The organism is Microvirga sp. GCM10011540 (assembly GCF_042650665.1).
GTDB classification, from domain to species: domain Bacteria; phylum Pseudomonadota; class Alphaproteobacteria; order Rhizobiales; family Beijerinckiaceae; genus Microvirga; species Microvirga lenta.
In genome coordinates, this window is the sequence record NZ_JBHSBQ010000133.1 from 22,685 (window position 1) to 37,012 (window position 14,328).

General features: G+C 65.4%; 15 protein-coding genes and 1 tRNA gene. 13 read left to right on the top strand and 3 right to left on the bottom strand.

Annotated features, from left to right (window positions below):
- Window positions 1-12 precede the first annotated feature (12 nt).
- From ACFOYU_RS19850 to ACFOYU_RS19880, 7 genes are all read left to right on the top strand, one after another.
- Window positions 13-1,233: an LL-diaminopimelate aminotransferase gene (locus ACFOYU_RS19850; RefSeq protein WP_377034950.1), complete on the top strand. Its 1,221-nt coding sequence runs from the start codon at window positions 13-15 to the stop codon at window positions 1,231-1,233.
- Between the two features lie 96 nt (window positions 1,234-1,329).
- Window positions 1,330-2,652 carry a homoserine dehydrogenase gene (locus ACFOYU_RS19855; protein ID WP_226742528.1) on the top strand — a complete coding sequence of 441 codons (1,323 nt, stop codon included), beginning with the start codon at window positions 1,330-1,332 and terminating at the stop codon, window positions 2,650-2,652.
- A gap of 57 nt (window positions 2,653-2,709) precedes the next feature.
- Window positions 2,710-3,708, top strand: coding sequence for a class II fructose-bisphosphatase (glpX, locus tag ACFOYU_RS19860; RefSeq protein ID WP_377034951.1), 999 nt, complete (start codon window positions 2,710-2,712; stop codon window positions 3,706-3,708).
- A gap of 94 nt (window positions 3,709-3,802) precedes the next feature.
- Window positions 3,803-4,264 (top strand): GNAT family N-acetyltransferase, encoded by a 462-nt coding sequence (locus ACFOYU_RS19865; RefSeq protein ID WP_377034952.1) that lies wholly within the window; start codon window positions 3,803-3,805, stop codon window positions 4,262-4,264.
- A gap of 25 nt (window positions 4,265-4,289) precedes the next feature.
- A complete protein-coding gene (gene recJ / locus ACFOYU_RS19870) occupies window positions 4,290-6,101 on the top strand; it encodes a single-stranded-DNA-specific exonuclease RecJ (RefSeq protein WP_377034953.1) in 1,812 nt (603 codons plus the stop codon).
- Between the two features lie 76 nt (window positions 6,102-6,177).
- Window positions 6,178-6,252: transfer RNA gene (locus ACFOYU_RS19875), tRNA-Glu, on the top strand.
- A 109-nt stretch (window positions 6,253-6,361) separates the two neighbouring features.
- Window positions 6,362-6,589, top strand: coding sequence for a DUF6894 family protein (locus ACFOYU_RS19880; protein WP_226742532.1), 228 nt, complete (start codon window positions 6,362-6,364; stop codon window positions 6,587-6,589).
- A 12-nt stretch (window positions 6,590-6,601) separates the two neighbouring features.
- On the opposite strand, the gene ACFOYU_RS19885 is transcribed toward ACFOYU_RS19880, so the two are convergent.
- Together ACFOYU_RS19885 and ACFOYU_RS19890 are read right to left on the bottom strand one after the other, a co-directional pair.
- On the bottom strand, window positions 6,602-7,597 hold the full coding sequence (locus tag ACFOYU_RS19885) for a ribonuclease Z (protein ID WP_377034954.1): 996 nt from the start codon (window positions 7,595-7,597) through the stop codon (window positions 6,602-6,604).
- A complete protein-coding gene (locus ACFOYU_RS19890) occupies window positions 7,594-8,232 on the bottom strand; it encodes a 2-dehydro-3-deoxy-6-phosphogalactonate aldolase (RefSeq protein WP_377034955.1) in 639 nt (212 codons plus the stop codon). Before ACFOYU_RS19890 ends, ACFOYU_RS19885 begins: the two co-directional genes overlap by 4 nt.
- Before the next feature lie 208 nt (window positions 8,233-8,440).
- Between ACFOYU_RS19890 and ACFOYU_RS19895 the strand changes: the two genes are divergently transcribed.
- The 3 genes from ACFOYU_RS19895 to speB all read left to right on the top strand — a co-directional run bounded on the left by ACFOYU_RS19895 (window position 8,441) and on the right by speB (window position 11,310).
- The gene (locus tag ACFOYU_RS19895; RefSeq protein WP_226742535.1) at window positions 8,441-8,962 is read left to right on the top strand and encodes an Lrp/AsnC family transcriptional regulator; all 522 of its coding nucleotides are present in this window, start codon (window positions 8,441-8,443) and stop codon (window positions 8,960-8,962) included.
- 92 nt (window positions 8,963-9,054) lie between these two features.
- The gene (rocD, locus tag ACFOYU_RS19900) at window positions 9,055-10,254 is read left to right on the top strand and encodes an ornithine--oxo-acid transaminase (protein WP_377034956.1); all 1,200 of its coding nucleotides are present in this window, start codon (window positions 9,055-9,057) and stop codon (window positions 10,252-10,254) included.
- Between the two features lie 18 nt (window positions 10,255-10,272).
- Window positions 10,273-11,310, top strand: coding sequence for an agmatinase (speB, locus tag ACFOYU_RS19905; protein WP_226742537.1), 1,038 nt, complete (start codon window positions 10,273-10,275; stop codon window positions 11,308-11,310).
- Here the strand turns inward: speB and ACFOYU_RS19910 are convergent.
- A complete protein-coding gene (locus tag ACFOYU_RS19910; protein WP_377034957.1) occupies window positions 11,307-12,281 on the bottom strand; it encodes a heparan-alpha-glucosaminide N-acetyltransferase in 975 nt (324 codons plus the stop codon). The two genes, speB and ACFOYU_RS19910, sit on opposite strands and share 4 nt — an antisense overlap.
- Before the next feature lie 70 nt (window positions 12,282-12,351).
- On the opposite strand from ACFOYU_RS19910, the gene ACFOYU_RS19915 reads away from it, so the two are divergent.
- From ACFOYU_RS19915 to ACFOYU_RS19925, 3 genes are all read left to right on the top strand, one after another.
- Window positions 12,352-13,113, top strand: coding sequence for an NAD-dependent deacetylase (locus ACFOYU_RS19915; RefSeq protein ID WP_377034958.1), 762 nt, complete (start codon window positions 12,352-12,354; stop codon window positions 13,111-13,113).
- 123 nt (window positions 13,114-13,236) lie between these two features.
- Window positions 13,237-13,857: a cold-shock protein gene (locus ACFOYU_RS19920; protein WP_226742540.1), complete on the top strand. Its 621-nt coding sequence runs from the start codon at window positions 13,237-13,239 to the stop codon at window positions 13,855-13,857.
- Window positions 13,857-14,324, top strand: coding sequence for a DUF192 domain-containing protein (locus ACFOYU_RS19925; protein ID WP_226742541.1), 468 nt, complete (start codon window positions 13,857-13,859; stop codon window positions 14,322-14,324). The genes ACFOYU_RS19920 and ACFOYU_RS19925 overlap by 1 nt, the downstream gene beginning before the upstream one ends.
- The last annotated feature ends 4 nt before the right edge of the window (window positions 14,325-14,328 follow it).

Sequence of the window (14,328 nt, forward strand, 5' to 3'; positions counted from 1 at the left end):
AGGACCAGAACCATGACGGATTTCTACCGTATCAAGCGTCTTCCCCCTTACGTCTTCGAGCAGGTCAACCGCATCAAGGCCGCCGCCCGGGCCAATGGAGCCGATATCATCGACCTCGGGATGGGCAATCCCGACATGCAGGCGCCCCAGCACGTGATCGACAAGCTGTTGGAGACGGTCGGCAAGCCGCGCACGGACCGTTACTCGGCCTCCAAGGGCATCACCGGCCTCCGCAAGGCGCAGGCCGCCTATTACGAGCGCCGCTTCGGCGTGAAGCTCAACCCGGACACGCAGGTCGTCGCCACCCTCGGCTCGAAGGAAGGCTTCGCCAACATGGCGCAGGCGATTACGGCGCCCGGCGACGTGATCCTCGTGCCCAATCCCAGCTACCCGATCCATGCCTTCGGCTTCCTCATGGCAGGCGGCGTGATCCGCTCCGTGCCTGCCGAGCCGACGCCGGACTTCTTTCCCGCGGCCGAGCGGGCAGTCGCGCATTCGATCCCCAAGCCCGTCGCCCTCGTGGTGTGCTATCCGTCGAATCCGACCGCTTACGTTGCGTCCCTCGATTTCTACCGGGACCTCGTCGCCTTCGCGAAGAAGCACGAGCTGATCCTGCTGTCCGATCTCGCCTATTCCGAGGTCTATTTCGACGAGAGCAACCCGCCGCCTTCGATCCTGCAGGTTCCCGGAGCCATGGACGTGGCGGTCGAGTTCACCTCCATGTCGAAGACCTTCTCCATGGCCGGCTGGCGCATCGGCTTCGCCGTGGGCAACGAGCGCCTCCTGGCCGCCCTGGCGCGGGTGAAGTCCTATCTCGATTACGGCGCGTTCACGCCCGTGCAGGTGGCCGCCACCGCAGCCCTGAACGGGCCGGAGGACTGCATTCGCGAGATGCGCGCCGTCTACAAGCGCCGCCGCGACGTGCTGGTGGATTCCTTCGCCAAGGCCGGGTGGTCCATTCCGGCCCCCACCGCGTCCATGTTCGCCTGGGTGCAGATCCCGGAAAAGTTCAGGTCCATGGGCAGCCTCGAGTTCTCGAAGCTCCTGGTGGAGAAGGCCGACGTCGCCGTCGCTCCCGGCATCGGATTCGGCGAACACGGGGACGACTACGTCCGAATCGCTCTCGTGGAGAACGAGCAGCGCATCCGGCAGGCCGCGCGCAACATCCGCCGGTTCTTCGATTCGGCCGATCAGACGCTCCACAACGTCGTACCCATGGTGCGGGCCCGCTGAGCGGGATTTTGCCTTGCCGCGAAAGCGGTCCGCACATGGACATGCAACCCTGGCAGTCGTAAAGAGCAACGCGATTGTCAGAGGGAGCTGCTGTTCGTGACACGTCCTTTTCGGGTGGGTATTGCCGGCCTCGGCACGGTTGGCGCATCGGTCATCCAGATCCTCGACCGGCAGAACCAGGTCGTGGCGGAGCGGGGCGGGCGCCCGGTTGAGGTGGTGGCGGTCTCCGCCAGGGACAGGGCCAAGGATCGCGGCTTCGATCTCTCCCGATACACGTGGTTCGACGACCCGGTGGAACTCGCCAGGTCCGGCGACGTGGATTGCGTGGTCGAACTGGTGGGCGGGGCGGACGGCGCTGCCCGGCAGGTCGTCGAGACTGCTCTGTCCCATGGTAAGCACGTGGTCACGGCCAACAAGGCGCTGCTCGCCAAGCACGGCTCGGCGCTCGCCGAACTCGCGGAGGGCAAGGGCGTGTCCCTTGCCTTCGAGGCTTCCGTCGCGGGCGGCATTCCGGTCATCAAGACCTTGCGGGAGGCTTTGCCGGGCAACAAGGTTTCCCGCCTCTACGGCATTCTCAACGGCACCTGCAACTACATCCTCTCCCGGATGGAGCTCGAAGGCCTGACCTTTGCGGAGTGCCTCAAGGATGCGCAGCGCCTGGGTTATGCCGAGGCCGATCCCACCTTCGACGTGGAGGGCTTCGATACGGCCCACAAGCTCGCCGTCCTGACGAGCCTCGCCTTCGGTTCGAAGATCGACGCGGAGGCGATCTACGTGGAGGGCATCTCGTCGATCACGCCGCTCGACCTCGCCATGGCCCAGGAACTCGGCTTCCGCATCAAGCTCCTGGGCGTCGCCGAGCGCACGGAGACGGGCATCGAGCAGCGCGTCCATCCCACGATGGTGCCCAAGACCTCGTCCATCGCGCAGGTGATGGGCGTCACCAACGCCGTCACCATCGATGCGGACGCGGTGAAGGAGCTGACCCTGATCGGCCCCGGCGCGGGCGGCGACGCGACCGCGTCGGCCGTGGTCGCGGACATCGCCGATGTGGCCCTCGGGAAGGGCGGGGCTCCCTTCGGGCGGCCCGTGGCTTCGCTCGAAGCGGCCCCCAGGGCGCCCATGCAGCGTCACGAGGGCGGCTACTACATCCGCTTCACGGTGCATGACCGTCCCGGCGTGGCGGCCGGCGTCGCGACGCGGATGGCGGAGGCCGACATCTCCCTGGAGAGCATTCTCCAGAAGCGTTCCGAGACGGCCGCGACCAAGGACCCGCACGGTCGCTCCGGCGCACCCGTCTCGCTCGTTCTCATCACCTATGCGGCCACCGAGGCTTCGATACGTTCGGCTGTGGATAAGATCTCCAGGGATGGTCTTATTGCCGAGCCGCCCCAAGTCATCCGCATCGAACGAGAGTAACCCCATCACGCAGAGCCTCAGGCTCGCAGAGTACCGTCAAAGGGAGACGACACGTCCATGTCGCAAGGCATTACCGTCCAACCGGGCCAGATCATCGAGCGAATCCTGACCCTGGAACTTGTCCGCGTGACCGAGCGCGCGGCCGTCGCGTCGGCAAGGCTGCGCGGGCGCGGCAACGAAAAGGCCGCCGACCAGGCTGCCGTGGACGCCATGCGCCGGGAGCTCAACAAGCTGCCCATCGACGGCACGGTGGTGATCGGCGAGGGCGAGCGCGACGAGGCGCCGATGCTCTTCATCGGCGAGAAGGTGGGCAACAAGCAGGGCCCGAAGGTGGACATCGCCGTCGACCCGCTCGAGGGCACCACGCTCTGCGCCAAGGACATGCCGGGCTCCATCGCCGTGATGGCCATGGCCGAGGCCGGAACCCTCCTGGCCGCACCCGACGTCTACATGCACAAGATCGCGGTCGGTCCGGGCTATCCGACCGGCGTTGTGGATCTGGATGCCCCTCCCGAGGAAAACATCCATAATCTCGCCAAGGCGAAGGGCGTGAAGCCCAATCAGATCACTGCGCTGGTGCTCGATCGTCCGCGTCATGCCGACCTGATCGCCGCCATCCGCAAGACCGGCGCCGGCATCCGTCTCATCTCCGACGGCGACGTGGCGGGCGTGATCTTCACGACCAAGCCGGACGAGACCGGAATCGACATCTATCTCGGCATCGGCGCCGCTCCGGAAGGCGTACTCGCGGCAGGCGCGCTGCGCTGCATCGGCGGCCAGATGCAGGCGCGCCTGATCCTCGACACGGAGGAGAAGCGGTCCCGCGCACTCCAGATGGGCGTCACGGATCCTCACCGGAAATACGACATGACCGATCTCGCCCGCGGCGACGTCATCGTGGCGGCGACCGGCGTCACGGACGGCGCGCTCATCAAGGGCGTGAATTTCGGCAAGGACGTGATCACGACCGAAACCGTCGTGTACCGCTCCGCGACCGGCACCGTCCGCCGCATCTACGGCGAGCACCGGGAGCTGTCGAAGTTCCATCTGGATTGAGCCGCGAACGGGCTCCCCTTCCGCAGGGGAGCCTGCTTCTATGCCTTGGGCCGGACAAAAGCAGCCGGCACGACTCGCGAAGGGGGCAGTTTCCATGGCCGAGACACAGCAGAACGGAATCCATATACGTCCCTTCCGTTCCGAGGACCGTCAGGCCTGGGAGCCGCTCTGGCAGGGATACCTTACCTTCTACAAGACGTCGCTGACGCCCGAGGTTACGGAAACGACGTGGCAGCGGCTTCTCGACCAGGCCGAGCCGATGCACGGGCTTGCCGCTGTTCTCGACGGCCGCGTCGTCGGCATCGTCCATTACCTCTATCATCGCTCCACATGGACGGTCGGAAATTATTGCTATCTCCAGGATCTCTTCACCTCCGAGGAGGCGAGGGGCCGGGGCGTCGGGCGGGCCCTGATCGAGGCTGTGTACGAGAAGGCGCAGGCGGATGGGGCGAGCCGGGTCTACTGGCTGACGCACGAAACGAACACATCCGCACAGGCCCTTTACGAGAAGGTCGCGGCGCGCAGCGGCTTCATTCAATACCGCAAGGTGTTTTGACCACATTTCGGGTTAATCTCGGCGCGTGACCGAATCAGCTCCTCTTCATCTTCCACGCCCGTTCCTGGGCGTGAGCAGTTCCGCCCTGGGCCGCACCTGGGTCGAACGATGCACGGCCGCTCAAGGAACCATAGCGCTCGCCATCGCCCAGACCCACGGTCTGGCCGACGTGCTGGCCCGGGTGCTGGCCGGGCGCGGCGTCGGAATTCACGAAACGCAAGGCTTCCTGAATCCCCGCCTGCGGGATCTCATGCCCGATCCTCACGTCCTCACGGACATGGAGAAGGCCGCCTCACGTCTGGCCGACTCGGTGATGCGCCGGGAGAAGGTGGCGATCTTCGGCGATTACGACGTGGACGGGGCCTGCAGCGCGGCTCTTCTGGCCGAATATCTGCGCAGCTGCGGCGTTCCGTACCTGATCCACATTCCCGACCGGATCACGGAAGGCTACGGGCCCAACGTGGACGCGATCCGGGGCCTGAAGGAGCAGGGGGCCGAAATTCTCGTCACGGTCGATTGCGGCACCGCCAGCATCGAACCGCTGGCGGAGGCAAAGCGGCTCGGGCTCGATTCTCTCGTTCTGGATCACCACCAGGCTCCTGCGGAACTGCCGGACGCCCTCGCCATCGTCAATCCGAACCGCCAGGACGACCTTTCCGGCCTCGGGCACCTCTGCGCGGCCGGCGTCGTCTTCCTGTTCCTGGTTGCGCTGAATCGCTCCTTGCGCGCCAAGGGGTTCTTCAACGGCAGGCCAGAGCCCGATCTCCTGGCGAGCCTTGACCTGGTCGCCCTGGCCACGGTTGCGGACGTGGTGCCTCTGACCGGCCTGAACCGGGCCTTCGTACGCCAGGGGCTCACGATCATGCGCAGCCGGCGCCGTGCCGGCCTGGCGGCGCTGTTCGACGCGGCCGGCTTGGCCGGTGCCCCGGAATGCTGGCATCTCGGCTACCTCGTCGGCCCCCGCATCAATGCGGGCGGACGCATCGGCGACGCCGCCCTCGGGTCGAAGCTTCTTCTCACGGAGGATCCCTCGCAGGCCGCGCAGCTGGCAGCCGAACTCGACCGGCTGAACCGGGAGCGGCAGGCCATCGAAGTGGCGGCCGTCACGGATGCCGAGGCGCAGGCCCTGTTCGCCATGGAGCGGGCTCCGGACCTGCCGGTGGTGATCACGGCCTCGCCGGAATGGCATCCGGGTGTCGTCGGGCTGATCGCGGCCCGGACGAAGGAGCGCTTCCGGAGGCCCGCCTTCGCGTTCACCCTCAATTCCGACGGGACGGCCACCGGCTCCGGCCGTTCGGTCCCCGGCGTGGATCTCGGGTCCGTGGTGAGGGCGGCCGTGGATGCCGGTCTCGCCATCAAGGGAGGCGGCCACACCATGGCGGCCGGGGTCACGATCCTGGCCGCCGAGCTGGAGCGTTTCCGCGCCTATGTCAGCGAGAGGTTGGCCGATCCTGTCAGCACCGTCCGTCTCAACGATCATTTCCCGGTCGATGCCACCCTGACCGCCGGCGGGGCCCAGCCCAGCCTTGTCGCTGCCCTGGAGCGGGCAGGACCGTTCGGCTCGGGGCAGCCGGAACCGGTTTTCGTCTTTCCCCAGCATCGTCTCGTCGAGGCGCGGGAGGTCGGCAGCGGAGGCCATGTCCGCGTGAAGCTGCGTGGCGGCGACGGGTCCATGATCGGGGGAATCGCCTTTCGTGCCGCCGGGCAGCCCCTGGGCATCGCACTCTCAAATGCCATCGGGAACAGCCTCCACCTGGCCGGGACCCTGTCGGTCGACCGGTGGGGTGGAAACGAAAAAGTCGAGGTTCGCCTCATGGATGCGGCAAAGCCCGAATAAGTGCTCCTTTAGCGCTTGCCGTGCGGAAAGAACCCATCTATATGTCCGCCCACTTCGGCGGCACTGCCCCGATCAAGCGGCCTTCGTCTATCGGTTAGGACACCAGCCTTTCACGCTGGGAAGAGGGGTTCGATTCCCCTAGGCCGCGCCACCCCCTGATCCTCAAAAATATCTCTTTGAATCGCCCGGACGGGAACTAAGCTAGGTTTCCTCCATTCGTGGGTGATATCGATCTTACCCCCTTCCGACGCTGGACTTCCATGCCGCGCTTTTTCTTCAATATCCGGGACGGCTACGACCTCGACGAGGACGAGGAGGGAATCGAGCTGCCCGACCTCGAGGCTGCCCGAGCCGAGGCGCTCGCGACCGTGGAGGAGCTCCGCGATCAACTGACGGATGCCGGCAATATCGAGCTCGAAATCACCGACGAGACGGGGCGGCGCCTCCTGACGGTGCCGTTCTTCCGTGGCCGGGGCGGTCGGCGCTGAGCGACGTCGGCTCTAGGGAGCCGGAGCCTGTTCGAAGGCCCTGAACGCCTCGCGCTTGAGGGCTGCCGGCTCTTCGAGATAGCGCGGCGAGTGGTGAAAGACGTTGAGCTCCCTGACCCGTGCCTTCAAGGCCAGCTCGCCCGCCTGCCGCGCAGTCAGGTGCTTGGAAGCCGAGGCGAGGGCATGGTCGCGATCCAGAAAAACGGCCTCGATGAAAAGCTGGTCGGCCTCCCGTGCGAGAAACAGGATCTTGTCCCGGTTTTCCTCCGTGAATGCCGCATCGGTCACATAGGTGACGACTTGGCCCGGCCCGACGAAGAAGAGCCTGTCGACGAGGTCCCTCAGAACGATGCTCCCCACGCCCGGCACCGGAACCTCGGCATCCTGAACGCCTGAGCGGATCAGGGTTTTCGCTTCGCTGAGCCAGGGCCCCTTCGGCAGCCCGAGGCCTTCGAGAACTCCGCGGCGGACATTCACGCGCAGGGTTTCCCTCAGGCTGAAGGCCAGAGAGGCGATGCCGTGATCGAGCGCGGCGGCTTCGATGTGGAAGTCGTCTTCCTTCAGGACGACACGTTCCGGAAGGTCAGGACAGGCCACCTCGTCGCGCTTGAAGACATCTCGGGCCCTGAAGATTGCAGCGCGGTCCACCCGCGCATCCCGGAACTCGCTCACGTGAAGCCAGAAATCCACGGAGGTTTCGTCGAGGAGATTCCAGGTGAAGCCCTGGAGCCTGTGCTCGACGCGGTCGATGAAACCCGGCGGGCCGAGCAGATGGAGCGGGCCTGGACGATGGAGACACAGGCGCAAGAGCCGGTCGAAGCCCGCGAAATGATCCACATGCGTGTGCGACACGAAGACGTGGCTGACGCGCATGAGCTCGCGCGAGGAGAGGGGCGTCAGATCGCCCAGGTCGAACAGGATCGCCCGGCGACCGTAGCGGAAATCGATATAGAGTCCTGGGTCGTCGAAAGGGCCATTGATCAGCCGTGGTTGGACCAGCCAGCTCATCCGGTCCGCAGGCCGCGCCAAGCGGCGGCGAAGTCGTCCGCATTCCGTCGGATGTCCTCGACGGACATGCTCGGCGTGAACAGGGCCGAACCCAACCCGAAACCGTCTGCGCCGGCTTGAACGTAGGCTTTCATCGTGTCGGGCCTGATGCCGCCCACCGGAATGACTATGGCGTCCTTGGGCAGAACGGCTCGCCATGCCTTGACGACAGCCGGAGGCGTCGCCTCGGCCGGAAAGATCTTGATGCCGTCGGCGCCCGCCTTCAGGGCGGCGAAAGCCTCGGTCGGTGTCGCGACGCCCGGGGTGCAGATGAGACGAAGCTCTTTGGCGCGCTTGATCACCTCGGTATCCGCGTGCGGCATCACGATCAGCTTTCCGCCGGCGTCGAGGACGCCGTTGACCAGATCCGGCTCGAGCACCGTGCCGGCCCCGACGAGGACATCCTGCGGCAGGGTCTTCGCCATGATCTCGATGCTGCGGAAGGGCTCCGGCGAGTTCAGGGGGACCTCGATGATCCGGAAACCGGCTTCGACCAGGGCATGGCCGACCCGCTCGGCATTCTCGGGCTTGAGGCCCCTGAGGATCGCGATCAGGGGCAGGCCGGTCATGAAATCCCGCAATATCAAAGTAAGCATCCCTCTCGTTCGGCTCGGACGGCAGACGTTGGTGCCAATCTATCCCCACCCCCGTCAACTCGTCCGCCGGCTTTTGGTTTGACGGGCCGGGAGCGGATGGAACGGTCAAGCATGGAATTGCCTCCATCCCCGGTGGTACGATAAGACGCGCCAGTCTCCCGCGGCTCCCACGGATCCCTGACGGGCGCCTATAGTGTCGAGAGGGAACATGAAGTCGCCTGCGAAGCCGCTCAGCCGCAACGTCAAGGACACCCTCGACCGGATCGACCTTTCGATTCTCGAAGCGCTTCGGCACAGCGGGCGCATGACCTATCAGGCGCTGTCCGAGCGGGTGGGGCTGTCCGCCCGGCCTTGCCTGGAGCGGGTGAAGCGTCTCGAACAGAAGGGCGTCATTCGCGGCTACACGGTCCTGGTGGAGCCCTCGGCCCTGGGGCACGACATCATCGCGCTCGCCGGAATCAGTATGCGCGATCCCTCGGCTGCGGCCCGGCAGCGCCTGGAGCGGGCACTGATCGCCCACACGGCCGTGGTCGAGCTTCAGGTCGTGAACGGGGAATACGACTATATCGCCCGCATCGTTGCGCCGTCGCTTGCGGAATACGAGGCGCTGACCGATGCCTTTCTGGCCGATCCGAGCTTCGGAATCGGCCGCATCCACACCACCTTCGTCCTGAAGACTCTCAAGAGCTTCGAGGGCTATCCGGTCATGAACAGCCGGGATCGTGCCTAAGGGGCGCCCGAACGACAGAATAGGCTGTTCCCTCCACGGATTTTGACGCCAACGGGATCGAGGCCTTTCTAAGCTTATCCATGGAGGAACCCATGGACTGCATCACGCTCGAAAAGAAGGTCACCGCCGCCAACTACGATCCGCTGCCCGTCGTCCTGAGAGACGCCAAGGGCGTGTGGGCGACCGACACGCAGGGGCGGCGCTACCTGGATATGATGAGCGCCTATTCGGCGGTCAGCCTGGGACACGCCCATCCCCGCATTCTGAAGGCCATGGCGGAGCAGGCAGCAAAGCTTGCCGTCACCAGCAGGGCCTATCACACCGAACTTCTCGGCCCCTTCCTGGAAAAGCTGGTCCAGGTGACCGGCCTCGACATGGCTCTGCCCATGAATACGGGCGCCGAAGCCGTCGAGACCGCCATCAAGGCCGCCCGCCGCTGGGGCTATCGCTTCAAGAAAGTTCCGAAGGACCGGGCGGAAATCATTGTTGCGGAAGACAATTTCCATGGCCGTACGACGACCATCGTCGGCTTTTCCTCGGATGCGTCCTACCGGGAGGATTTCGGCCCCTTCGCGGGCGGCTTCAAGCTCGTTCCTTTCGGGAATGTTCAGGCGATTGCCGACGCCATCACCGAGAACACCTGTGCCGTTCTGATCGAACCCATCCAGGGCGAGGCGGGGATCGTGGTGCCGCCGGAGGGCTATCTGCGCGAGCTTCGCGCCCTCTGCGACAGGCATAATGTTCTGCTGATCCTGGACGAGGTGCAATCCGGCCTGGGCCGAACCGGACGCTGGTTCGCGCATCAGCACGAGGACATCCGGCCCGATGGCCTGATCCTCGGAAAGGCCCTCGGCGGCGGGGTCTATCCCGTCTCGGCCTTCGTGGGCACCCGCGAACTGATGAGCGTCTTCGATCCCGGCTCCCACGGCTCCACCTTCGGCGGCAATGCCCTGGCGGCAAGGATCGGATTGGAGGCTCTTGCCGTTATCGAGGAGGAGCGCCTCGTCGAGCGGAGCGCCGAGATGGGCGACTATCTCCTGGCGAGGCTCCGGGAGATGCGGAGCAACATCGTGAAGGAGGTCCGTGGAAGGGGCCTCTGGGTCGGCGTGGAGGTCGACACGAGCGTCGTCTCCGCCCGAGCCGTCTGCGACGCGCTTTTGGCCCATGGGGTCCTTTCGAAAGACACCCACGGCACCGTGCTGCGCTTCGCACCGCCCCTCACGATCAGCCGCGAGGAGATCGATTGGGGAATGGAACGTATCGAGCGGGTTTTCGCCCGCGCCATTCATTGAACCGAAGGACCGGATTTCATGGCTCAGAACCTGAAAAAGAAGGTGGACCAACCAAGCAGGGCGGAGCGTCTGGAGGCCTACCAGCCGCTCTCCGGAATGGTGGTGCCGCGCTTCGCCGGCATCTCCACCTTCATGCGGCTGCCCTATCTCGCCCCGACCCAGGCGCCGGGGGAGATCGACATCGCGCTCCTGGGTATTCCGTTCGACGGCGCGACCACGAACCGGCCGGGCACGCGACTGGGGCCGCGGCAGGTTCGGGAGGCTTCCTCGCTCATGCGCCTCGTGAACTACGGCACGCTGGTGGCGCCCTACGACCTTTGCGCCTGCGCGGACGTGGGCGACGTTCCGGTCAATCCCATCGACGTGCAGGATACCCTGCGGCGCATCGAGGCGGAGGTGTCCTACCTGCATCAGGGCGGCGTGACGCCCCTGTCCATCGGCGGCGACCACATCATCTCCTATCCGATCCTGCGCGCCCTGGGCGGCTCACAGCCTCTCGGGATGATCCATATCGATGCGCACAGCGACACCGGCGACACCTATTTCGGCGGTCAGAAGCTCACGCACGGCACCCCGTTCCGCCGGGCGATCGAGGATGGCGTGCTCGATCCCAAGCGCATGGTGCAGATCGGCATCCGCGGCACGATGTATTCCGCCGACGAGCGCGATTGGGCGCTCGAGCAGGGGATCCGCATCATCGACATGGAAGAGGTGGTGGAGAAGGGGATTCCCTATGCCATCGCCGAGGCCCGCCGGGTCGTCGGTACGGGGCCGACCTACTTCACCTTCGACATCGACTCCATCGATCCGGCCTTCGCGCCCGGCACCGGAACGCCGGAGATCGGCGGCTTCACGAGCCGTGAGGCCCTCCAGCTCGTGCGCGGGTTCCGCCATCTCAACCTGGTCGGCGCGGACATGGTCGAAGTCTCGCCGCCCCTCGACCAGTCGGGCGGCACCGCGCTGGTGGGCGCCTCCATCGCCTTCGAGCTTCTGTGCCTCCTGGCCGAGGCTCGCTCCGAGCGCGGCGAAACGCGCCTGAACGTGGTCGGCTCTTAAGGAGCTCTCTGCAGGCATTGCTGCGCGGCCCTTGAAACCCGGGTCCTGTCCTCGGCATCGACATTGTTGCCGAGGATCTTCTGCCAGACATCCGTCTGCCGCAGGTTGTCCACGATGCAGGAGCACATCGAGCGGCAAAGGGCCGGCTGCCCGTTCTGCTGAACGCAGTTCGCTTCGCACTCCGCCAGGAAGGGCCGGGCTTCCGCCGCCGGGTTGGGGCCGACGATCTGGAGCACCCCATAGAGGATCCCCAACAGCACGATCTGGTGGATCAGATAGATGGGCAGGCTCTTGCGCCCGGCCCAGACGAGGCCCCTGGACAGCCCGTTCTCCGCACGCCAGCGGGCAAGCCCCATCGTCTCCTTGAGCGGGAGAAGGACCTTTCCGGCGGCGACGCCGATCAGCACCATGCCGAACCAGGGAAAGATCGGAACGTAATCGTTGGTGACGGGCTCCTCGGCGCCAAGGCCGAGCCAGTCGAGCCACGGGTGGTCGAGGGCCGGACTGGTGAAGAGCGCCGGAGCCGCCAGGCAGAAGAGCGCCGCCAGGAACGTGAGAGCGGGATGGAGCCTCAGGAAGGGCAGGGCGAGCACGCTCGACACGGCGATGCAGTGCAGGATGCCGAAGAAGATGTAGCTCTGGGGAAAGGCGAAGAACGTCGCCAGGGTGATCGCCAGGGCCGCGCCTCCCACCCGCATCAGCCGCCGGAGAAACGAGATGCCGCGGAAGCCCTGGACATGAGCCAGGGCGAGCCCGACCCCCGCCAGCAACAGGAAGGACCCTGCGATGGCGCGCGCGAACCAACGCCAGGCCGGAACCTGGAGGATGCTCGTCTCGATCAGTTTGAGAAAACTCAGATCCCAGCTGAAGTGGTAGACGATCATGGCGCAGATCGCGACGCCGCGGGCAACGTCGATGGCGTCCCACCTTTGGGAGGCGGCGGCATGGGCCTGAATGCTTCGAGCGGTCACGTCTTCCGGTCCGTTGATCCTGGGGCGGGGAGAGTGTGACGTCTCCGGCGCTCCTTCCTATATAAGCTTCATGACCGATACCCTTGCCGCGTCAATCGCTGCCCTCAAGGAAATGGTTGATGAAGCCGGCCTCATCGCCGGCTTTACGGGAGCGGGCATTTCCACCGAGAGCGGGGTGCCCGACTTCCGCTCGCCCAACAGCCCTTGGAAGCGCAATACGCCGATCCCTTTCGAGCTCTTCCTGAGCAGCGAGGAGGCGAGGCGGGAGGCGTGGCGGCGGAAATTCGCCATGGACGATCTCTATCGAGGCGCTCGCCCCAACCGGGGACACCTCGGGCTGGCGTCTCTGGTCACATCCGGACGGATGCCGGCGGTGGTCACCCAGAACATCGACGGACTGCATCAGGCATCGGGACTGGCCGATCACGAGGTCATCGAGCTGCACGGCAACGGAACCTATGCGAAGTGCCTGACCTGCGAACGGCCTCACGAGTTGAGCTGGATCCGGTCGCAGCTCGAGGAGCACGGGAACCCGCCCCCATGCCGGGCCTGCGGCGGCATCCTGAAGTCGGCGACGATCTCCTTCGGGCAGGCCATGCCTCGGGAGCCCATGCGCCGGGCGCAGAAGCTCGCCCTGACGTGCGACCTCTTTCTCGTGGTCGGGTCCTCCCTGGTGGTTCATCCGGCTGCGGCCTTTCCGGCCGTGGCCAAGGAAAACGGCGCAAGGCTCGCGATCCTGAACCGCGACCCCACTCCGCTCGACGGGATTGCGGACCTGGTGGTCCGCGAAGATATCGGGGCCGTGCTGTCGGCTTTTATTGCAGGAAAATGAGACGCTTAGGAATCCTGCGGAAAAAACGTGCCTCCTGGAAGCGCGTTTCTGGCTTCCCCTGACTCAGGACGATGTTATCCTCTCGTTAAGAATCTGGTTTCTGATTCGAGTCTGGGTTTTTTCATGACTAACGATTACGGCTCTAACTCATTCGCTCTTCGAGGAGAAACGGCTTCCTTCGACTCCGGTCGTCGGGAGGAGGCGCGCCCGGTCTCGGAGGAGAATTCGCTCGAACTCGTTCAAGTCAGCGGTCACATCAAGTGGTTCGACGTGGCCAAGGGCTTCGGATTCATCGTGCCCGACAACGGTCTGCCGGACATCCTGCTGCACGTGACCTGCCTGCGGCGGGACGGGTATCAGGCGGCGAATGAAGGAGCGCGGATCGTTGTCGAGGCGGTGCAGCGCCCCCGGGGACTCCAGGCCTTCCGGATCCTCTCCCTCGACGAGTCGACAGCCCTCCACCCCTCGGAGCTTCCGCTGCCGCGCACCCATGTTCAGGTGGTGCCGACCAGCGGGTTGGAGCCGGCGGTGGTCAAGTGGTTCAACCGACTGCGTGGCTTCGGCTTCCTGACGCAAGGTGAGGGGAAGCCCGACATCTTCGTGCACATGGAAACGCTGCGGCGCTACGGTATTGCCGAGCTCAAGCCCGGGGAGCAGGTCTTCGTGCGCTTCGGCGACGGCTCGAAGGGCCTGATGGCGGCCGAGGTTCGCCTAGCCGACATGTCCCTGCCGCACTCCCATTGATGAGCCGCAACGTGCCGCGCCTGCTCCGGGCCGTCGCCCTGACATGGGTCTTTTGCCTCGTGTTCGCGGGAGCGGTCTATGCCCAGGCCTTGGAGCCGCTGACCATCGTCCTGCAGAACGGCCAGAAGCAAAGCTTCCAGGTGGAGGTCGCCCGCACGGAGGCCGATCGCGCCCAAGGGCTCATGTTCCGGCGCTCCATGCCGGCCGACCAGGGCATGCTGTTCGATTTCGGGCGGGTCGAGCCGGTCTCCATGTGGATGCAGAACACCTACCTGCCCCTGGACATGCTTTTCGTCCGTCCCGACGGGTCCATCGCCCGGATCGCGGCCAATACGGAACCTTTGTCCACCCGCACCATTCCATCTGGCGAGCCGGTTTTGGCCGTTCTGGAGCTGAATGCCGGTACGGCAGCCCGTCTGGGGATCAAGGCCGGGGATCGGATCGAGCATCCCCTGTTCAAACGCTAGCGTT

Excerpts from the sequence above, each read along its gene's own strand:
- ACFOYU_RS19850 (WP_377034950.1), top strand. The coding sequence starts at position 13 with ATGACGGATTTCTACCGTATCAAGCGTCTTCCCCCTTACGTCTTCGAG.
- glpX (WP_377034951.1), top strand. The coding sequence starts at position 2,710 with ATGTCGCAAGGCATTACCGTCCAACCGGGCCAGATCATCGAGCGAATC.
- ACFOYU_RS19865 (WP_377034952.1), top strand. The coding sequence starts at position 3,803 with ATGGCCGAGACACAGCAGAACGGAATCCATATACGTCCCTTCCGTTCC.
- ACFOYU_RS19880 (WP_226742532.1), top strand. The coding sequence starts at position 6,362 with ATGCCGCGCTTTTTCTTCAATATCCGGGACGGCTACGACCTCGACGAG.
- ACFOYU_RS19885 (WP_377034954.1), bottom strand. The coding sequence starts at position 7,597 with ATGAGCTGGCTGGTCCAACCACGGCTGATCAATGGCCCTTTCGACGAC.
- ACFOYU_RS19890 (WP_377034955.1), bottom strand. The coding sequence starts at position 8,232 with ATGCTTACTTTGATATTGCGGGATTTCATGACCGGCCTGCCCCTGATC.
- ACFOYU_RS19895 (WP_226742535.1), top strand. The coding sequence starts at position 8,441 with ATGAAGTCGCCTGCGAAGCCGCTCAGCCGCAACGTCAAGGACACCCTC.
- rocD (WP_377034956.1), top strand. The coding sequence starts at position 9,055 with ATGGACTGCATCACGCTCGAAAAGAAGGTCACCGCCGCCAACTACGAT.
- speB (WP_226742537.1), top strand. The coding sequence starts at position 10,273 with ATGGCTCAGAACCTGAAAAAGAAGGTGGACCAACCAAGCAGGGCGGAG.
- ACFOYU_RS19915 (WP_377034958.1), top strand. The coding sequence starts at position 12,352 with ATGACCGATACCCTTGCCGCGTCAATCGCTGCCCTCAAGGAAATGGTT.
- ACFOYU_RS19920 (WP_226742540.1), top strand. The coding sequence starts at position 13,237 with ATGACTAACGATTACGGCTCTAACTCATTCGCTCTTCGAGGAGAAACG.
- ACFOYU_RS19925 (WP_226742541.1), top strand. The coding sequence starts at position 13,857 with ATGAGCCGCAACGTGCCGCGCCTGCTCCGGGCCGTCGCCCTGACATGG.